Source organism: Actinacidiphila acidipaludis (assembly GCF_019890725.1).
GTDB classification, from domain to species: Bacteria; Actinomycetota; Actinomycetes; order Streptomycetales; family Streptomycetaceae; genus Actinacidiphila; species Actinacidiphila acidipaludis.
The window spans coordinates 1-18124 of sequence record NZ_JAINZZ010000098.1 but is presented as its reverse complement, the minus strand read 5'-3'; the positions used below and the strand labels follow the sequence as shown (position 1 = coordinate 18124).

Genomic DNA, 18124 nt, shown 5'->3' with positions numbered 1-18124 from the left:
TGCATCTCCCGGCCGGGGACAAGGGCTGGTACGGCCAGAACATCGATGCCGCACAGGAATCGCTGCTCCTGCAACAGGAGGCCGGCCGCAAGGGCGGCCCAGTCCCCATCGATCCCACGTTACGGGCGACCTGGTGGAACGGCCTCAGCCACCACCAGCAGGAGATCGCGGCCCGCGAATACGCCGATGCTCCCGCTGCCGATGTCTCCTCGACCCAGGGGCTTCCTGCCACCGCCGCCGACCGGCTGAACCGACTCAGACTGCAGGCGGAGGTGCAGAAGCCGGGCTGCCCGCAGCGGCTCAGGGATCTATGGGACCGCCTCTCGAACGCAAACAACCCCAGCTACCAACCCGACGTCTTCCTATTGGGCTACGACGACAGGGGCGACGGCCACGTTGTCGTGTCCTTCGGTGATCCGGACACGGCTCCCAACACCGCCGTTTATGTACCCGGAACGGGAACAACGCTGAGCGGGATCAAGGGAGACTTGGACCGGGCACAGACGCTGTATAGCTCTACGAACGGCCAGGACCCCAACTCCACAGCCTCGATCTACTGGCTCGGCTACGACGCCCCCCAATGGAGCTATCCCGGCCCCTCGTCGCCAACCTTCGCCAACGCAGGCGCTCCGAAGCTGGCCGCATTCGTCAACTTCCTGCAGACGAACCACCAGGGCCACGGCCACATGACGGTGATCGGTCACAGCTACGGCACCACGCTCGTCGGTGCGGCATGTGCACAGGCCGGCATGAAGCCCGATGACGTGATCTTCGTGGGTTCACCCGGAGTCACCGTGAACAACGCGTCAGAACTGGGTCTCGATCCGAGTCACGTCTGGGCGAGCAAGGCGAAGTTCGACCCCATACCCGAGGTGTCAGGGTCACAGCACCCGCTGGACTGGACCGACGATCACAGCGACTGGTTCGGGAGCGATCCCACATCATCGGCGTTCGGAGGCCGCACGTTCGATGCCGGTGAGGGGAGTTGGGTGGGACATGCGCACAGCGAATACTGGAACCCCGGGCCGTCCCTGGACAACATGACCCGCATCGTGACCGGCCAACCCGACGAGGTCACCGCGATGCCAACAGAGGACAGGGTCGGCGCAATCCCCAACCTCGCAGATGTGCCGACGCCCTTCTCCGCCACGAACATCGGCGGAGCAGTCCTGCAGAACGTCGGCCACGCGGTGGGAGGCTACTGGGGTCACCCGATCGAGGACGCCGGCGACTCCCTTCATGACGTCGGACAGGCTCAGAACAACGTACTCAACGCGGGCGGTGACCTCTTGACCGGCGACCTCGACGGCTCGCTCAACGACGTCAAGGACGCGGGAAGCGACCTCGCAGACAGCGGCAAGAATGCCATCAACACGGTGACCGACCTCTTCGATTGATGGGACACATGAGCAGAGGCGAGCAAGGCGTGAAAAGAGCCGCGACGGCTGCCCTCTTGGCACTGCTGGCAACAGGGTGCGGAGACGGGAACGTCTCACCCTCCTCCGTACAGCAAAAGGCGCACACGCTCAGCCAGCAGACCCTTGACGCGCTCCGCCCGGTGATCGGCTCTGCCGGCACGTCGGTCGCGCTCAGCGAATGGGAGCAGTGCACCACCGAGACCCCCGGCCAACACCGCTTCGACTACCGCTACGTCCTGACTCTGCACGTCCCCGCGGCCCAATCCAAAGCCGTGATGGACGCCGCCCGAGCGCACTTCAAAGAACAGGGCTATGTACCGGACATACCGATCCCGAACAGCACGCGCGTCGGTGCCACCGAGGCGCACTCTTCCTGGTGGGTAGGAGTCGGGGTGTCCAACGGCAGCGCATCCATGTTCATCAGCGTCGACTCCAAGTGCGTCTTCACCACCCACGACCCACCGACCATCGCAAGCCCGTAGCGGCAGGCTGATCGATCGGGGAGGGCCCCAGCGGCCTGGGCTCACACGTTGAAGCGAAGCGTTTGCCACACCCGCTCTGACCTGCGCCCTGCCACGGAAAAGACCGTTGGACTGCGGAAACAGCTCTCAGCGGTTCTCATGGATTCCGGACGATTCTTGCCCCCATGTGCCCCCGATGTGCCCGGCCATCCGCCACGGAGGTCGCGCCACGGTCGCACCGGTGCCGGCCAAGCCCACAGTCGCCGGGTTCGCGGTCCCCGCGCATTCCCTCGTTACGCAGGAGGCGCTCACGACTGTGATCGTCCGAGCGCCGCCCCTTGTGGTGGGGCCGTCGGATTCTCATCAAAGGGCCCAGCCGTCCGTCGCCCGCCGCGAACGTCACCCCAGCCGATCCCTGCGGGGCGCCAGCCTAGCTAGCCACAGCCCTGGAGTGCTGGCGAGGCGGTGGCTTCGGCGGGCACGCAGGTAGCGGTCGATTGACGCCGTCGTCCGCGCGCCGAACGGCACCGTCCGCGGGCGACCGGTCTTCGTCCGGCGGATCACGGCCGTGCCCGCCGCAAGGCTCACGTCGGCGACCATCAGATTGGCCACCTCGCCGGCGCGAGCCTCCAGCATGAACCGGACGATCGCCATGTCGCGAACATCGCGAAGGTCGCGACCCTGGCAAGCCTTGAGCAGGGCGGCACACTGGTCGTCGCGGACAGCTCCGGCGTGACCTTCGTGGCGGTCTTGACCGGCTTGAGCCCCAGCAGCACATCCGCGTCGAGTTCGCCCTGCTCGGCAAGATATCTGGACCACGAGCGCTGTGCGTGGCACAAGAAAGGCCCCCAACCCACGAATCCGCAGGTCAGGGGCGTCATCCTGGATATAGCTAAGCCCGGATCTCAGGCTGAAATGCCGTCGATCCGGGCCAAGGCGTCGTCCGCGCCGAAAGGCTGCAGGTATGGCAGCCAGCGCGGGTCCCTATGTCCGGTCCCGATGATCCGCCAGGCGAGGCCGGAGGGCGGGGCCGGTTGATGGCGCAGCCGCCAGCCGAGCTCGGCCACATGGCGGTCTGCCTTGACGTGGTTGCACCGTCTGCAGGCGGCCACCACGTTGTCCCAGGCGTGCTGCCCGCCCCGGCTGCGCGGGATGACGTGGTCGACGCTGGTTGCGGCGGCTCCGCAGTACGCGCACTTACCGCCGTCCCGGGCGAACAGCGCCCGCCGGGTGAGCGGCACGGTGCCCCGAAAGGGGACTCGCACGAACTTGGTGAGTTTCACGACACTCGGCGCCGGCAGCGCCTGCGTCTCGCTGTGCAGGTACGCGCCGGATTCCTCCAGGCACACTGCCTTGTTGTTGAGCACGAGGATGAGCGCGCGCCTCATCGGTACGACGCCGAGAGGTTCGTACGACGCGTTCAGGACCAGGACATGCGGCACGGATGCCTCCTTTAACGCCGGCGACGCGTGGCTCGCGCCGGGACGATCTGTCTCAGTGTCTCCGGAAGGCGGGGCACCGCGCCACCATGCCCGGGTAACGGACCGAGGGTGTTTTGGACCACACTCCCTTTCCCACGCCGGGTCCACACTTCTTTACTCCCCTGCTCGAAGCGGTTCCGCTCCTCGGTCACGGCAACAAGACGGCATCGGTCGGCGGCTAGCCTGGAAGCTTCGATCACCGACGGAGGTTCTCAGACGTGTTGACCGCGACTCCTCGTGCGGCCGCTTCCCTGGATGCCATGCCGCGCACCGCCGCCCAGGCCAGCAGCTGGGTGGACGACAACTGGGCCGGGTGGCTGAACGCCGGACTGCGCATCCTGCTGATCGTCGTGGTCGCGGGCGTGCTGCGCACCGTGGTACGCCGCACCATCAGCCGCCTCATCGACCGGATGAACCGGGGCGCGGAGGCGGCCGCGAACACCGCGCTGGGCGGGCTGCTCGTCAACGCCGAGCGCCGCCGTCAGCGCAGCGAGGCCATCGGCTCGGTGCTGCGCAGCGTGGCGTCCTTCGTGATCCTGGGCACGGCCGCCCTGACGGTGCTGTCGGTGCTGAAGATCAACCTGGCCCCGCTGCTGGCCAGCGCCGGTGTGGCGGGCGTGGCGATCGGTTTCGGCGCGCGCAACCTGGTGACCGACTTCCTGTCCGGCGTGTTCATGATCCTCGAGGACCAGTACGGCGTCGGTGACGTGATCGACGCGGGTGTGGCGTCCGGCACCGTGGTCGAGGTGGGACTGCGCGTGACGAAGCTGCGCGGCGACAACGGTGAGATCTGGTACGTCCGCAACGGCGAGGTCAAGCGCATCGGCAACCTCAGCCAGGGCTGGGCCACCGCGGTCGTGGACGTCCAGGTGGCCTCGGGCGAGGACCTGGAGCGGGTCGAGTCGCTGATCGCCGAGACGGCCGAGGCGATGGCCAAGGAGGACCCCTGGGACGAGCGGCTCTGGGAGCCGGTGAAGATGCTCGGCCTGGAGTCCGTCGCGGCGGACTCGGTGGTGGTCCGGGTGCAGGCCAAGACCATGCCCGGGCAGGCGTCCGGCGTCGGCCGCGAGCTGCGCCTGCGGATCAAGCGGGCGTTCGACCGGGCGGGTGTGGAGACCGTCGGCGGCGCGGCGGCCGTGGTCAACGCCACCGTGGAGCCGGGAGACACCGCCGCGACGGCCGCCGAGGCCACGCCGGCCGCGACCGTCTCGTCGAGCGACGAGGGCGCCGCGGAGGCTCAGGCCGCGGCCGAGGCGGAGGCTCCCGCCCAGACCCGGACGGCTCAGCCCCGGACGGCTCAGCCCGGGACGGCACCGGCCCCCGCGGCACCGGCGGCCCAGCCCCAGGCCGCACCGGCACCGGCGGCCCGCCCGCAACCGCGGAACCCGGCCCCAGGCGCTCCCGGATCCCCCGGGTCCCCCTCGGTGCCGCCGCAGGGCCGCTCCGACGGCCAGGACGGCGCCTGAGCCGGTACGGCCTCTGTTCCTGCCGCACGGCCCCTGGCACGCTATTGACGCCGGGGGCCGTTCGCCTGCCCGCGGCAGGCGGCCGGCAGCGACCGCGGCACAACGGCCGGGAGCGGCTGCTGACACGGCGGTCGGCACGGCGGTCGGCACGGCGGTCGGCACGGCGCTTGGTAACGAGTTGGGCGAGGGACCGCCGATCCCCCTTGACGCTCCGCCGACAGCGGGCCTACCTTGACTTTTGCCAATAGGAAAGTTTCCTAACAGTGAACTGAGGGAGGATGGCGCGCATGGCTGGCACCCCTGGAACGCCGCGCGTACTGCGCGCCATGAACGACCGCGCCGCGCTCGACCTCCTGCTCGAACACGGCACGCTCTCCCGGACCCGGATCGGCAAGCTCACCGGCCTGTCCAAGCCCACCGCCTCCCAGCTCCTGGCGCGACTGGAGGCGGCCGGACTGGTCCTGGCGACCGGCACCACCGCCGGCCGCCCCGGCCCGAACGCCCAGCTCTACTCGGTGAACCCGGCCGCCGCCCACGTCGCCGGCCTCGACGTCAACACCGAGCGCATCCGCGCCGCGGTCGCCGACATCACCGGCCGCACCGTCGGTGCGTTCCGGCTCGCCACCCCGCAGCGCCGGGCGGGCAGCGCGGTCGAGCAGGTCCTCGAGGCCGTGGACGGCGCACTCAAGGCCGCCGGGCTCGGCCGGTCCGACCTGCACCGGATCGTCATCGGCACCCCGGGCGCCTTCGACCCGAGCACCGGCCGCCTGCGCTACGCCAGCCACCTGCCCGGCTGGCACTCCCCCTCGCTGCTCGACGAACTGGCCGCCGCCCTGCCCGCGCCGGTCGAGTACGACAACGACGTGAACCTCGCCGCCGTCGCCGAACAGCGCATCGGCGCCGCCCGCGGCCACGACGACTTCGTGATGCTCTGGAACGAGGAGGGCCTCGGCGCGGCCATCGTGCTCGGCGGCCGGCTGCACCGCGGCTGGACCGGCGGCGCCGGCGAGGTGGGCTTCCTGCCGGTGCCCGGCACCCCGCTGGTCCGCAACGTCAGCAAGGCCAACAACGGCGGCTTCCAGGAACTCGCCGGCTGCAACGCCGTGCTGCGCATCGCCCGCGAACTCGGCCTGGACGTCCCGCAGGGCAGCCTGCCGGACGCCGCGGCCACCGTGCTCGGCCAGGCCGCCGCGGTCCACCAGGACAGCACCGACCACGAGGACGAACGCAGCGCCCCCTGGATCGAACTGCTGGCCCGCTGCGCCACCGGGCACGCGGTCGGTCTGGCCTCCATCGTCTCCCTGCTGGACCCGGAACTGATCGTGCTGGCCGGAAACGTCACCGTCTCCGGCGGCGAGCCGCTGCGCGCCCTGATCCAGTCCGAGCTCGCCGAACTCGCCGTCCCCAGGCCCCGGTTGGTGCTGGGCGCCGTCGAGCTGCACCCCGTCCTGACCGGCGCGCTGGAAAGCGCGCTCGCCACCACCCGCGACGAGGTGTTCGACACCTCGCGCTGACCCCGACCCCAACTCCCCGCCACCCGCGGTCCGCCACCCCAGCGGAACGGCACCTCCTGCCCGCCGTTCCGTCGGCACCGCCTACCCGCGCACCGCCCCACCCGCGCACCGCCCCACCCGCGCATCCCCACCCGCGCGACGCCCACCCCGCGCACCCCTCGCACCCCGGAGGTTGAGAGCAGTGTCCCGTCTGACCAAGGCTGCCGCCGCCGTCGCGGCAACCGCCGCGATATCCCTGCTCGCCGGCGCGTGTACGGGCCAGAGCACCGGCTCCGCCACCGACGACGCCGGCAAGGACGTCACCATCACCTTCTGGCACGGCTGGAGCGCCCCCAACGAACTCAAGGCGATCAACGACAACGTCGCCCGCTTCGAGAAGGCGCACCCCAACATCCACGTCAAGGTGCAGGGCAACATCACCGACGACAAGATCAACCAGGCACTGCGGGCCGGCGGCGACAAGGCCCCCGACGTCGTCTCCTCGTTCACCACCGACAACGTCGGCCAGTTCTGCTCCTCCGGCGCGTTCGCCGACCTCGCGCCGTTCCTCGCCAAGGACAAGATCGACCCCGCGTCGACCTTCCCCAAGCCGATGCTGGAGTACACCCAGTTCGAGGGCAAGCGCTGCTCCCTGCCGCTGCTCGGCGACGCCTACGGCCTGTACTACAACAAGAAGGAGTTCGCGGCGGCCGGCATCAGCGCCCCGCCCAAGACCCTCTCGGAGTTCCAGGCCGACGCCGTCAAACTCACCAAGTCCAGCGGCGACTCGTACTCCCAGCTCGGCTTCATGCCGGACTTCCACGGCTACGAGTCCACCCCCGGCCACCTCGCCGCGCAGTGGGGTGTGAAGTACTTCGACGCCGGCGGCAAGTCCCAGATCGCCGAGGACCCCGGGTTCGCGGCGATGTTCACCTGGCAGCAGCAGATGGTCAAGGCGCTCGGCGGCTTCGCCAAGCTGGAGAAGTACCGCTCCACCTTCGGCGACGAGTTCGGCTCCAAGAACCCGCTGCACACCGGCCAGGTGGCGATGGGCATCGACGGCGAGTGGCGGCTCGGCATGGCCAAGGACGCCGGCATGACCGACCTCGGCGTCGCGCCCTTCCCGGTCCCCGACGCCCAGGCGGGCACCTACGGCAAGGGCTACCTGTCCGGCACGATCATCGGCATCGCCAACACCTCGGCCAAGAAGAACGCCGCCTGGGAACTGGTGAAGTTCATGACCACCGACACCGACGCGGTGGTCTCCTTCGCCAACGCCATCCACAACGTGCCGTCCACCCTCGCGGCCCTCAAGTCGCCCAAGCTGGACCCCGACCCGGGCTTCCGCACCTTCATCGACATCGCCCAGAACCCGGACAGCACCACCACCCCGGCCAGCATCAACGGCGGCGCCTACCAGGTGACGCTGCAGGACTTCGGCTACTCCTACGAGTCGGGCAAGGCCAAGAACCTGCAGGCGGGCCTGAAGGGCGTCGACTCGCAGGTCGACAAGGACATCGCGCAGGCCAAGTGATGAGCGCCACCGTCCACCCCCTGCTGCGGGCCAAGCGGCGCAAGGCCGCACTGCGCAACCTGGCGTTCCTGTCGCCGTGGATCATCGGGTTCAGCGTCTTCTTCGTCTACCCGCTGGTCTCCACCGTCTACTTCTCGTTCATGCACTACACCGGGTTCAACGACCCGACGTGGACGGGCGGCAAGAACTGGTCCTACGTCTTCACCGAGTACCCGCTGTTCTGGCCCGCGCTGCGCAACACCCTGTGGCTGGTCGTGGTGATGGTGACGCTGCGGGTCGTCTTCGGCCTGGGCATCGGCCTGCTGATCACCAAGATCAAGACCGGCGCCGGCCTGTTCCGCACCGCCTTCTACCTGCCGTACCTGGCCCCGCCGGTCGCCGCCACCATGGCGTTCGTCTTCCTGCTCAACCCCGGCACCGGGCCGGTCAACCACATCCTGGGCGGCATCGGCATCCCCACCCCGGGCTGGTTCACCGACCCGAACTGGTCCAAGCCCGCCCTGACCATCCTCGCGGTGTGGGGCATCGGCGACCTGATGGTCATCTTCATGGCCGCGCTGCTCGACGTGCCCAAGGAGCAGTACGAGGCCGCCGAACTGGACGGCGCGGGCTCCTGGACGCGATTCCGGTACGTCACGCTGCCCAACATCTCGCCGATCGTGATGTTCGCGGTGGTCACCGGGGTCATCCAGACCATGCAGTACTACACGCAGCCGCTGGTCGCCGGGAAGGTCGCCTCGGGCATCATCGGCAACTCCGGCCAGCAGTTCGAACCCGGATACCCCGACAAGTCCACCCTGACCCTGCCCCAACTGGTCTACAACCTCGGCTTCCAGCGCTTCGACTACGGCTCGGCCTGCGTCATCGCCCTGGTGCTGTTCGCTCTCGCGATGGCGTTCACGACCCTGCTGATGCGCCGGCGCAGCGGCTTCCTGTCGGCGGAGGACTGACGCATGAGCTCACGGAGTGGCCGGCCGAGGGACGAGGCCGTCCGCGCAGAGAGCGAAAAGGACGTCCGACACAGGAGAGGCGAGGACTGACGCATGAGCTCACGGAGTGGCCGGCCGAGGGACGAGGCCGTCCGCGCAGAGAGCGAAAAGGACGTCCGACACAGGAGAGGCGAGGACTGAATCGATGACTCAGGCAACACTTCACCCGAGCGACATCCCCGTCCAGGGGACCACCCGCGTGGACGCGCGGGCCCGGCGGACCGCCCAGCGGCGGCGCGCCCTGCACTGGGTCGCCGTGCACTCCCTCGGCATCGCCGCCGCCGCGTTCTTCGTCCTGCCCTTCGTGTTCGTCTTCCTCACCTCAGTGATGAGCGACAACCAGGCACTGACCCGCGACCTGTGGCCGCACACCTGGCAGTGGTCCAACTTCCGCACGGTCTGGGACACCCCGGGCTTCCTCACCTGGTGGCGCAACACCCTGCTGTACGCCGTCGGCGGCACGGTCCTGACCATCGTGTCGTCGCTGCCGGTCGCCTACGCCCTGGCGAAGTTCCGCTTCCGGGGCCGCAATGTGATCATGATGCTGGTGATCTCGACCATGATGCTGCCGCCCCAGGTGATCATCATCCCGATGTACCTGTTCTGGGCCAAGCAGATGCACATGGACGGGACACTGTGGCCGCTGATCATCCCCATGGCCTTCGGTGACGCGTTCAGCATCTTCCTGCTGCGCCAGTTCCTGCTGACCATCCCCAAGGAGTACACCGAGGCGGCCACGGTCGACGGCTGCGGCGAGGTGCGCACCCTGCTCACCGTCATCCTGCCGATGATCCGGCCGGCCATCGCGGCGGTCGCCCTGTTCCAGTTCTTCTACTGCTGGAACGACTACTTCGGGCCGCAGATCTACGCCAGCTCCAACCCGGCCGCCTGGACGCTCAGTTACGGCCTGGAGTCCTTCAAGGGCGCCCATCACACCAACTGGAACCTGACCATGGCCGCGACCGTCCTCGTGATGGCCCCGGTGATCCTGGTCTTCTTCTTCGCACAAAAGGCCTTCATCGAAGGCGTGACCCTCACAGGAGTCAAGGGATGAAACTGGCAGTCGTGGGCGGCGGGTCCACGTACACACCCGAACTCATCGACGGGTTCGCGCGGTTGCGCGACACCCTGCCGATCGAGGAGCTGGTGCTCGTCGACCCGGCGGCCGATCGTCTGGAGCTGGTGGGGGGCCTGGCCCGGCGGATCTTCGCCAAGCAGGACCACCCGGGCCGCATCGTGACCACCGACGACCTGGAGGCGGGCGTCGAGGGCGCCGACGCGGTGCTGCTGCAGCTCCGCATCGGCGGTCAGGCCGCACGCAACGAGGACGAGACGTGGCCGCTGGAGTGCGGCTGCATCGGGCAGGAGACCACCGGCGCGGGTGGCCTGGCCAAGGCGCTGCGCACGGTACCGGTGGTGCTGGACATCGCCGAGCGGGTGCGTCGGGTCGCGCCGGAGGCGTGGATCATCGACTTCACCAATCCCGTCGGCATCGTCACCCGCGCGCTGCTGCAGGCGGGGCACAAGGCCGTCGGCCTGTGCAACGTGGCCATCGGCTTCCAGCGCAAGTTCGCGGCGCTGCTGGACGTCGCGCCGGAGCAGGTGCATCTGGACCACGTCGGCCTCAACCACCTGACGTGGGAGCGCGGGGTGCGGCTCGGCGGCCCGGACGGCGAGGACCTGCTGCCGCGGCTGCTGGCCGAGCACGGCTCCGCCATCGCGTCGGACCTGCACATGCCGAGGGAGATCGTCGACCGGCTGGGCGTCGTGCCGTCCTACTACCTGCGGTACTACTACGCGCACGACGAGGTGGTGCGCGAGCTGGGGACGAAGCCGTCGCGCGCGGCCGAAGTGGCGGCGATGGAGAAGCAGTTGCTGGAGATGTACGGCGACCCGGCGCTGGACGAGAAGCCGGCGCTGCTGGCCAAGCGCGGCGGCGCCTACTACTCCGAGGCCGCGGTGGCGCTCGCCTCCTCGCTGCTGCGGAACACCGGCGACGTGCAGGTGGTCAACACCTACAACAACGGCACTCTGCCGTTCCTGGCGGACGACGCGGTGATCGAGGTCCCGGCCGTGGTGGACGGCACGGGTGCCACGCCGCTGCCGGTCCCGACGCTGGAGCCGCTGTACGCGGGCCTGATCGCGAACGTGACCGCGTACGAGGACCTGGCGCTGCGGGCGGCACTGCTGGACGGGAAGGCGAAGGGCGGGGCGGGCCGGAACGCGGTGTTCACGGCGCTGCTCGCGCACCCGCTCGTGGGGCAGTACGAGTACGCCGAGGCCCTCACCGACCGTCTGATCGCGCACAACCGGGAGCACCTGGCGTGGGCGTGACCGTTCCCCGGGCCGCGAGGCCCGGGCCCCGGCCGCTCGTCCCCGGCGGTGTCCTGGCCGTGGACGCGGGCAACAGCAAGACCGACGTGGCCCTGGTGGCCGCGGACGGGAGGGTGCTGGGCGCCGCCCGCGGCGGCGGCTTCCAGCCTCCGCTCGTCGGCGTCCGGGCGGCGGTGGACGTCGTCGCGCGGATCGTCGAGGAGGCGGTGGCGGCCGCCGGGCTGCCCGCTGCCGCGGCGGGCGGGGCGGACGGCGGGGCGCCGCTGGTGGAGCATGTCTCGGCGTGCCTGGCCAACGCCGATCTGCCGGTCGAGGAGGAGCAGTTGGAGGCCGCGGTGCACGCCCGTGGCTGGGGGTGCAGCACCAAGGTGGCGAACGACACCTTCGCGATCCTGCGGGCGGGGGTGGACGAGCCGCGCGGTGTGGCGGTGGTGTGCGGGGCCGGTATCAACTGCGTGGGGATGCTGCCCGACGGGCGCACCGCCCGGTTCCCGGCGATCGGCCGGATCTCCGGTGACTGGGGCGGTGGTTCCGGTCTCGCCGAGGAGGCGCTGTGGTTCGCCGCCCGGGCCGAGGACGGCCGCGGCGGGCCCACGGCGCTGGCCACGACGCTGCCCGCCCACTTCGGTCTGGACTCGATGTACGCGCTGATCGAGGCGCTGCACCTGGAGCGGATACCGGGGAGCCGCAAGTACGAGTTGACGCCGGTGCTCTTCGCCACGTCGGACGCCGGTGACCCGGTGGCGCGGTCGATCCTGGACCGGCAGGCGGACGAGATCGTGGCGCTGGCGGCGGTGGCGCTCGGCCGGCTGGAGCTGCTGGACGAGGAGGCGGACGTGGTGCTGGGGGGCGGGGTGATGGCGGCCAGGAACCCGTACTTGATGGACGCCGTGCACGAGCGGCTGACCGCGCGTGCCCCGAAGGCGCGGGCCCATGTGGTGACGGCCGCGCCGGTGCTGGGGGCCGCGCTGCTCGGCATGGACCATGTGGGGGCGCCGGCCGAGGCGCACGCGGCGCTGCGCGCCCACTACGCCTGACGGCGGGTCAGGCGTTCCGCACGGCGGGTCCGGGCCGGCTGTCACCGGTCCCCGGCCCGCCGCGGCCTCGCGGCCCGCGGCCCCCGGGGTTCACGCCCTCCCGGCCGGCTCCCTCCGCGCCCGCCGGGAACGTTTCCGGTCCTCTCCCGGTGGGGGCGCCCGCCTGAGCGGGCCGGGCTCCGCTTGACCCGGGGACGGTTCGCACACCCGCGCGACCCCGTGGCGGAACCGCCGGGGACGCCCGGTGCGTGTGGGCGGGTGAGGGGGGCGGCACGGGGAGGTTGCCTCCTGATGGCGCTGGAGGTGGACGCCCGCAGGCCGCCATACTGCTGGCGGACGTGCGAGAGTTGCTGGGGGAGGGTGTGTGACGCAGACGCAGTCGCCGGCACGGAGCGGGGTTCCGGCCGCCGGCGGGCCGGGGGGCCAGGGCGTGCCGCGGCGCAGGCGCGCCTGGGCCGAGACCGCGGTGCGGCTGCGGGCGTCCGCGGCCACCGAGCCGGGCCGGCTGCGGATCATCGGCGCGGCGCTGGCCGTTCTGGTCGTGGCGTTCGGCGCGGTCACCGCCTGGCAGATCAGCGAGCGGGCCACCGCGAGCGAGCATGTGCTGCACCGCAGCGGGCCGTTGAGCACCGACGCGGCGGAGATCTACCGTTCCCTGGCCGACGCGAACGCCACCGTCGCCGGCGGCTTCCTGGTCGGCGGCCAGGAGCCGGACTCGGTCACGCGGCAGTACAACCACGACATCAGCCATGCCGCCGAGCTGATCACCGAAGCGGCGGCGAGCAGCGACGGATCGCCCGAGGCCAAGGCGCAGATCACCTCGCTCAACCGCCAACTGCCGTACTACACGAAGCTGGTGGCGACGGCCCAGGCGGACAATCTGCAGGGGCTTCCGCTGGGCGGGGCCTATCTGCGGTTCGCCGACCTGCAGATGCAGCAGCAGGGCGGCCTGCTGGACGCCGCCGACAAGCTCTACCAGGCGCAGACCGGCCGGCTGAACGCCGACTACGCCGACGCCAAGGCGCTGCCGTGGGCGGCCTGGGCGCTCGGCGCGGTCGCCCTGGGCGCGCTGCTGTGGGCGCAGCGGCGCCACTACCGGCGCACCAACCGGGTGTTCAACCGGGGCATGCTCGCGGCGAGTTCGGCGTGCGCGGTGGCCCTGCTGTGGCTGGTGGTGGGGCACAGTGTGGCGCGCAGCGAGCTGTCCGACTCCTATGCGCACGGCGCCCGTTCGATGCAGGTGCTCAACAGCGCGCGGATCCATGTGCTGCAGGCCCGTGGCGACGAGAACCTGACGCTGGTGGCCCGGGGCTCGGGCGACGCCTACCAGGCGAGCTTCGACCAGGGGATGAAGGTGCTGGCCGGTGAGAATCCCACCGGGGTCGGCGGCGAGCTCGCCCAGGCCCTGGCGCTGGCCGACACCACGACGGGGCGCGGCCCGGTGAGCACCGCGATCAGCGGGGTGCAGGCCTGGCGGGCGCGCCACACGGCGGAACGCGCCAAGGACGACAACGGCGACTACACGACGGCGGTCGCGGACGTCATCGGCGGCAAGGACAGCGGCGGGAAGACGGTGACGGCCACGACCGGGGTGTGCTTCGACAAGGTCGACGCCAGTCTCAATGAGGCCCTGACCGCGGAGCAGCACGAGTTCCGCAGCGCCGCGGACAGCGGCCGGGGCGCGATGGCGATGCTGCCCGCGGGGGTGGCGGTGCTCGCGGTGCTCGCGGCGGCGGGCGCGGTGCTGGGCGTCGGACGCCGTCTGGCGGAGTACCGGTGAGGACCGGGCCCGGTGGACCGGGCGGGAGGCGAGCGGTGAGCGGTTGGGGTTACCTGCGCGGGCGCAGGTTGTGGGGGCGGCGCGGCTGGGGCGGCGTTGCGGCGATGGCCGCGGTGTGCACGCTGGCGGTCGCCGGCACGCTCACCCCGCTGGGCGACCACGGCCCGGCCGCTTCGTCCGGGGGGCCGGGATCGGCCCAGGCGCAGGACGCGTGGGCGCCGCAGCAGGACGCGGGCAGTTGCGACGACCGGACGCTGGACCCGGCCACGGGCAGCACGGACGGCCCGGCGGTGGAGCGCATCCGGCAGCGCGGCCGGCTGATCGTGGGGGTGGACCAGAACAGCTATCTGTGGGGCTTCCGCGACCCGGTGACGGGCAACCTCGCCGGTTTCGACATCGACCTGGTGCACGCGCTGGCCAAGGCGATCCTGGGCGACCCGGACGCCGTGCAGTTCAAGACCGTCCCCACCGCCAACCGCATCCAGGCGATCCAGTCGGGCACGGTGGACATGGTGGTGCGCACCATGACGATCAACTGCTACCGGGCGAAGCACGTGGCGTTCTCCGCGCCCTACTTCGAGGCGGGCCAGCAGATCCTCGCCCCGGTCTCCTCCTCCATCACCGGGTTCGACGACTCGCTGCGCGGCAAGCGGGTGTGCACGGCGTCCGGTTCCACCGGCGAGGTGGTCCTGGGGGACGCCCGCCATGGATCGCTGCCCCCGGTGAAGGTGCCCAACCAGCTCGACTGCCTGGTCAGGCTGCAACTGGGCCTGGCGGACGCGGTCTTCACGGACAACGCGCTGGCCGCCGGGCAGGCCGCCCAGGACCCGGAGGTGCGTCTTGTCGGGCGCCCGGTCACCCAGGAGCCGTACGGTGTGGCCATGAAGCTCGGGGAGCCGGACCTGGTGCGCAAGGTCAACTCCGTGCTGGACGCCTACCGGGCGGGCGGGGCCGGCAGCGCGTGGATGAAGTCGTACGACCACTGGCTCGCCAAGGAGCTGCCGGGCCTGTCCGGTCCTCCTGCGCCGAAGTACCAGCAGTGACGCGACGGACGTGACGAAAGAGGGTGCGATGGCGGTCGCTGGACCATCGGGGCCGGTGATGAGCCGGGAGGACGTGGACCGTGCCCTGGCACGGCTCGACGCCGAGCACGAGGCGATCGAGTCGTCCCTGCTGGCCCTGCAGGACCACTCCGGCCGCAGGCTCCTGGAGGGCGCGGAGCTGACCGGCCTGACCAAGGAGCGGTGGGCGCGGACCGACGCGGCGATCTCCGCGCTGTGGACGCACTTCGAGGCGTACACCGCGGCGCTGGAGGACGCCCGGTCGCTGCGGGCCCGGCGCCGCTGGCCGACGCAGACCGAACTGACCCGGCTGACCGAGCTGTTGCGCGGCGACGGGGTGACGGTCACCGGCGCCGCGGTGCCCGACGCGGCGCGCTCGCTGACCGGCCCGGCCCGGCTGACCGAGCAGCTCAGCCTGGACGAGCTGCTGCGGCGGATGAACGACTGGTACGACAAGGCGATGGAGACGGTGGCGGCCGCCGACTCGGTCTGGTCGGCGCTGCCGGCCAGGATCGACCTGCTGGCCGCCGAGACGCAGCGGGTCCGCTCGCTCGCCCACTCCGTGGGCGTGCGGCCGGGCACCCATCCCTCCGGTGACGAACTGGAGGACCTGGTGGCGCGGTTGACCGAACTGCGGGCGCGCAGCGTGTCCGATCCGCTGGCGTTCTGGCAGTCCGAGCCGGCGCCCGGCCGCCCGGACACCGCGCGCTACGAGGAGGCCGGCCGGCAGCTGGAGGAGATCCGGCGCGAGGTGGAGGCGGTGCTGCACGTCCGGGAGGACGCCGAGCACCGGCTCAAGCGCCTGCGCGACGTGCTGTCGCGCGCCGACCGCACGCTCACCGAGGCGCGCGCCGCCCGGGTCGAGGTCCTCTCGAAGATCCTCGCCTCGGACGTGCCCGCGGTCAGCGGGCCGGCCGCCGCACTGCACGAACAGCTCGCGGCCGCCGAGGAGTTCGCCAGGACCGCGCAGTGGCACCGGTTGTCGCCGCTGCTGGACAGCCTGGAGGTGCACGCCGACGACGAACTGCTGCGGGCCCGCGACTCGCTGACCGCGGTCACCGCCCCGCTGGCGGTCCGCGCCGAGCTGCGCGGCCGGCTGGACGCGTACCGCGCGAAGGTGGCCCGGCTGGGGATGGCCGAGGACCCGCTGCTCATCGAGCGGTACGACCAGGCGCGGCGGCTGCTGTGGACCGCGCCGTGCGACCTGGCCGCCGCCGACCGGGCCGTGCAGCGCTACCAGCAGGCGGTGGCCGAGCTGGGCACGCCCCGGACCCCGAGCGACCGTCCGGGGTACCGGTGAGCACGCCGCGGCCGATGACTCAGCGGCCACGCCGTACGTCAGGGGAAGGTTGAGGGGGAGACCGTGAGCAAGTGCCGACGGCCCGGTTGCGACGGGACCTTGGAGGACTTCGGCGGGGGCGAGCTGTACTGCGACACCTGCGGCCTGGCGCCGCTGCCCGCCGCGCAGAAGGCCGCGGCGCCGGGCTCCGGAACACCGGCGGCACTGGCGGTACCGGCGGTACCGGCGGGGGCGCCTGGTCCGGCCGGACAGGCCGCGCAGGCGACCGCGGCGATCCCGCCGTCCCGCTCCGGCGGGGAGTCCGGTCACTCGTCGTCCAGCCGTTCCGGGCGCTCGTCGCGGTCCAGCTCGCAGGCCTCCAAGCGCTCGGTGTCCGGCCGGCTGTCGCAGTCGATGACCGGCCAGGGCAGTGGGCGTTCGGTGTCGGTGCGCAGCAGCCGGGGCAGCGGCAGCGGTCCGTCGCGCGGCAAGCTCGGCGCCGGCCTGGTCAGCGTGCCGCCGATCCCGCGGCCCGACCCCGCCTCGGCCGTGATGACCGACCCCGAGGTGCCCGAGCGCAAGCGGTTCTGCAGCCGGAGCGACTGCGGCGCGCCGGTGGGCCGCAGCCGCGGCGACCGCCCGGGCCGCACCGAGGGCTACTGCACCAAGTGCGGCCACCCCTACTCGTTCACGCCCAAGCTGCGGCCGGGCGACGTGGTGCACGGGCAGTACCACGTGGTGGGCTGTCTCGCGCACGGCGGTCTCGGCTGGATCTACCTGGCCGTGGACCGCGCGGTCTCCGACCGCTGGGTGGTGCTCAAGGGCCTGCTCGACACCGGCGACGAGGACGCGCTGGCCGCGGCCGTCTCCGAGCGGCGGTTCCTCGCCGAGATCGAGCACCCGAACATCGTCCGCATCTACAACTTCGTCGAGCATCTCGACCAGCGCACCGGCACCCTCGACGGCTACATCGTGATGGCCTACGTCGGCGGCAAGTCGCTCAAGGAGATCGCCAACGCACGCCGCACCCCCGACGGCCGGCGCGAACCACTGCCCGTCGCGCAGGCCATAGCGTTCGCCATCGAGGCCCTGGAGGCGCTCGGCCACCTGCACAGCCGCAACCTGCTCTACTGCGACTTCAAGGTGGACAACGCGATCCAGACCGAGGACCGCCTGGAACTCATCGACATGGGCGCCGTCCGGCGCATGGACGACACCGAGTCGGCGATCTACGGCACGGTCGGCTACCAGGCCCCGGAGGTCGCCGAGGTCGGGCCGTCCGTCGCGTCCGACCTCTACACCGTCGCCCGCACGCTGGCCGTGCTGACCTTCGACTTCCAGGGCTACACGAACGTGTTCGTGGACAGCCTGCCCGACCCGGCCAACATCGAGGTCTTCTCCCGGTACGAGTCCTTCTACCGTCTGCTGGTCCGGGCCACCGACCCGGACCCGGGCAAGCGGTTCGCCTCCGCGGAGGAGATGTCGGACCAGCTCCTCGGGGTGCTGCGGGAGGTCGTGGCCCTGGAGACGGGGGTGCCGCGGCCCGCCCTGTCCACTCTCTTCGGACCCGAACTGCGGGTCGTGGACACCGATCTGGTGCTGCCGGTGCACGGCGACACGTCGGTGCTGGGCGCCGACCGCGCGCTGGAGAAGGCGGCCCGCCGGCGCGACCGGACCGTGGCCGCCGGGCGTGCCGCGGGTGCCGGGCCCCAGCCCCTCCCGGCGCAGGCGGGTCACTCTGTTCAGCCCGGTCAGCCCGGTGCGTTCGGGCAGTTCGGCCCCGCGCCCGGC

The 18124-nt window shown here is 71.4% G+C and carries 14 protein-coding genes and 1 pseudogene; 13 read left to right on the top strand and 2 right to left on the bottom strand.

Annotated elements, in window-relative coordinates:
- The coding region (locus K7862_RS35900; protein ID WP_222969744.1) for an alpha/beta hydrolase at nucleotides 1-1397 on the top strand (1397 nt) is incomplete at its 5' end.
- An 8-nt stretch (nucleotides 1398-1405) separates the two neighbouring features.
- A complete protein-coding gene (locus K7862_RS35895) occupies nucleotides 1406-1900 on the top strand; it encodes a hypothetical protein (RefSeq protein ID WP_222969742.1) in 495 nt (164 codons plus the stop codon).
- Between the two features lie 378 nt (nucleotides 1901-2278).
- Here K7862_RS35895 and K7862_RS35890 read toward each other — a convergent pair whose 3' ends face one another.
- On the bottom strand, nucleotides 2279-2698 hold the full coding sequence (locus tag K7862_RS35890; protein WP_222969740.1) for a tyrosine-type recombinase/integrase: 420 nt from the start codon (nucleotides 2696-2698) through the stop codon (nucleotides 2279-2281).
- Nucleotides 2699-2784: 86 nt separating this feature from the next.
- Complete coding sequence (locus tag K7862_RS35885) at nucleotides 2785-3321, bottom strand: HNH endonuclease (protein WP_222969738.1); 537 nt, start codon at nucleotides 3319-3321, stop codon at nucleotides 2785-2787.
- Between the two features lie 299 nt (nucleotides 3322-3620).
- Between K7862_RS35885 and K7862_RS35880 the strand changes: the two are divergent.
- From K7862_RS35880 to K7862_RS35830, 11 genes and pseudogenes are all read left to right on the top strand, one after another.
- Nucleotides 3621-4598, top strand: a pseudogene (locus K7862_RS35880) (mechanosensitive ion channel family protein); the annotation flags it as partial.
- 506 nt (nucleotides 4599-5104) lie between these two features.
- Entirely contained in the window at nucleotides 5105-6340 is a 1236-nt protein-coding gene (locus K7862_RS35875) for an ROK family transcriptional regulator (protein WP_222969734.1), read from the top strand.
- Nucleotides 6341-6521: 181 nt separating this feature from the next.
- A complete protein-coding gene (locus K7862_RS35870; protein WP_222969732.1) occupies nucleotides 6522-7853 on the top strand; it encodes an ABC transporter substrate-binding protein in 1332 nt (443 codons plus the stop codon).
- Entirely contained in the window at nucleotides 7853-8803 is a 951-nt protein-coding gene (locus K7862_RS35865) for a carbohydrate ABC transporter permease (protein WP_222969730.1), read from the top strand. The genes K7862_RS35870 and K7862_RS35865 overlap by 1 nt, the downstream gene beginning before the upstream one ends.
- Nucleotides 8804-8987: 184 nt before the next feature.
- Complete coding sequence (locus tag K7862_RS35860) at nucleotides 8988-9896, top strand: carbohydrate ABC transporter permease (protein ID WP_222969728.1); 909 nt, start codon at nucleotides 8988-8990, stop codon at nucleotides 9894-9896.
- On the top strand, nucleotides 9893-11176 hold the full coding sequence (locus tag K7862_RS35855; RefSeq protein ID WP_222969727.1) for a 6-phospho-beta-glucosidase: 1284 nt from the start codon (nucleotides 9893-9895) through the stop codon (nucleotides 11174-11176). Before K7862_RS35860 ends, K7862_RS35855 begins: the two co-directional genes overlap by 4 nt.
- Nucleotides 11167-12213 carry an N-acetylglucosamine kinase gene (locus K7862_RS35850; protein WP_308012369.1) on the top strand — a complete coding sequence of 349 codons (1047 nt, stop codon included), beginning with the start codon at nucleotides 11167-11169 and terminating at the stop codon, nucleotides 12211-12213. Before K7862_RS35855 ends, K7862_RS35850 begins: the two co-directional genes overlap by 10 nt.
- Nucleotides 12214-12577: 364 nt before the next feature.
- Nucleotides 12578-13993, top strand: coding sequence for a GlnX family signal transduction membrane protein (locus tag K7862_RS35845; RefSeq protein WP_308012368.1), 1416 nt, complete (start codon nucleotides 12578-12580; stop codon nucleotides 13991-13993).
- A 104-nt stretch (nucleotides 13994-14097) separates the two neighbouring features.
- Nucleotides 14098-15036 (top strand): glutamate ABC transporter substrate-binding protein, encoded by a 939-nt coding sequence (locus K7862_RS35840; protein WP_222969746.1) that lies wholly within the window; start codon nucleotides 14098-14100, stop codon nucleotides 15034-15036.
- Nucleotides 15037-15064: 28 nt separating this feature from the next.
- Complete coding sequence (locus tag K7862_RS35835; RefSeq protein WP_222969725.1) at nucleotides 15065-16354, top strand: coiled-coil domain-containing protein; 1290 nt, start codon at nucleotides 15065-15067, stop codon at nucleotides 16352-16354.
- Between the two features lie 63 nt (nucleotides 16355-16417).
- Nucleotides 16418-18124: serine/threonine protein kinase (locus K7862_RS35830; protein ID WP_308012366.1), on the top strand; the 1707-nt coding region annotated here is incomplete at its 3' end.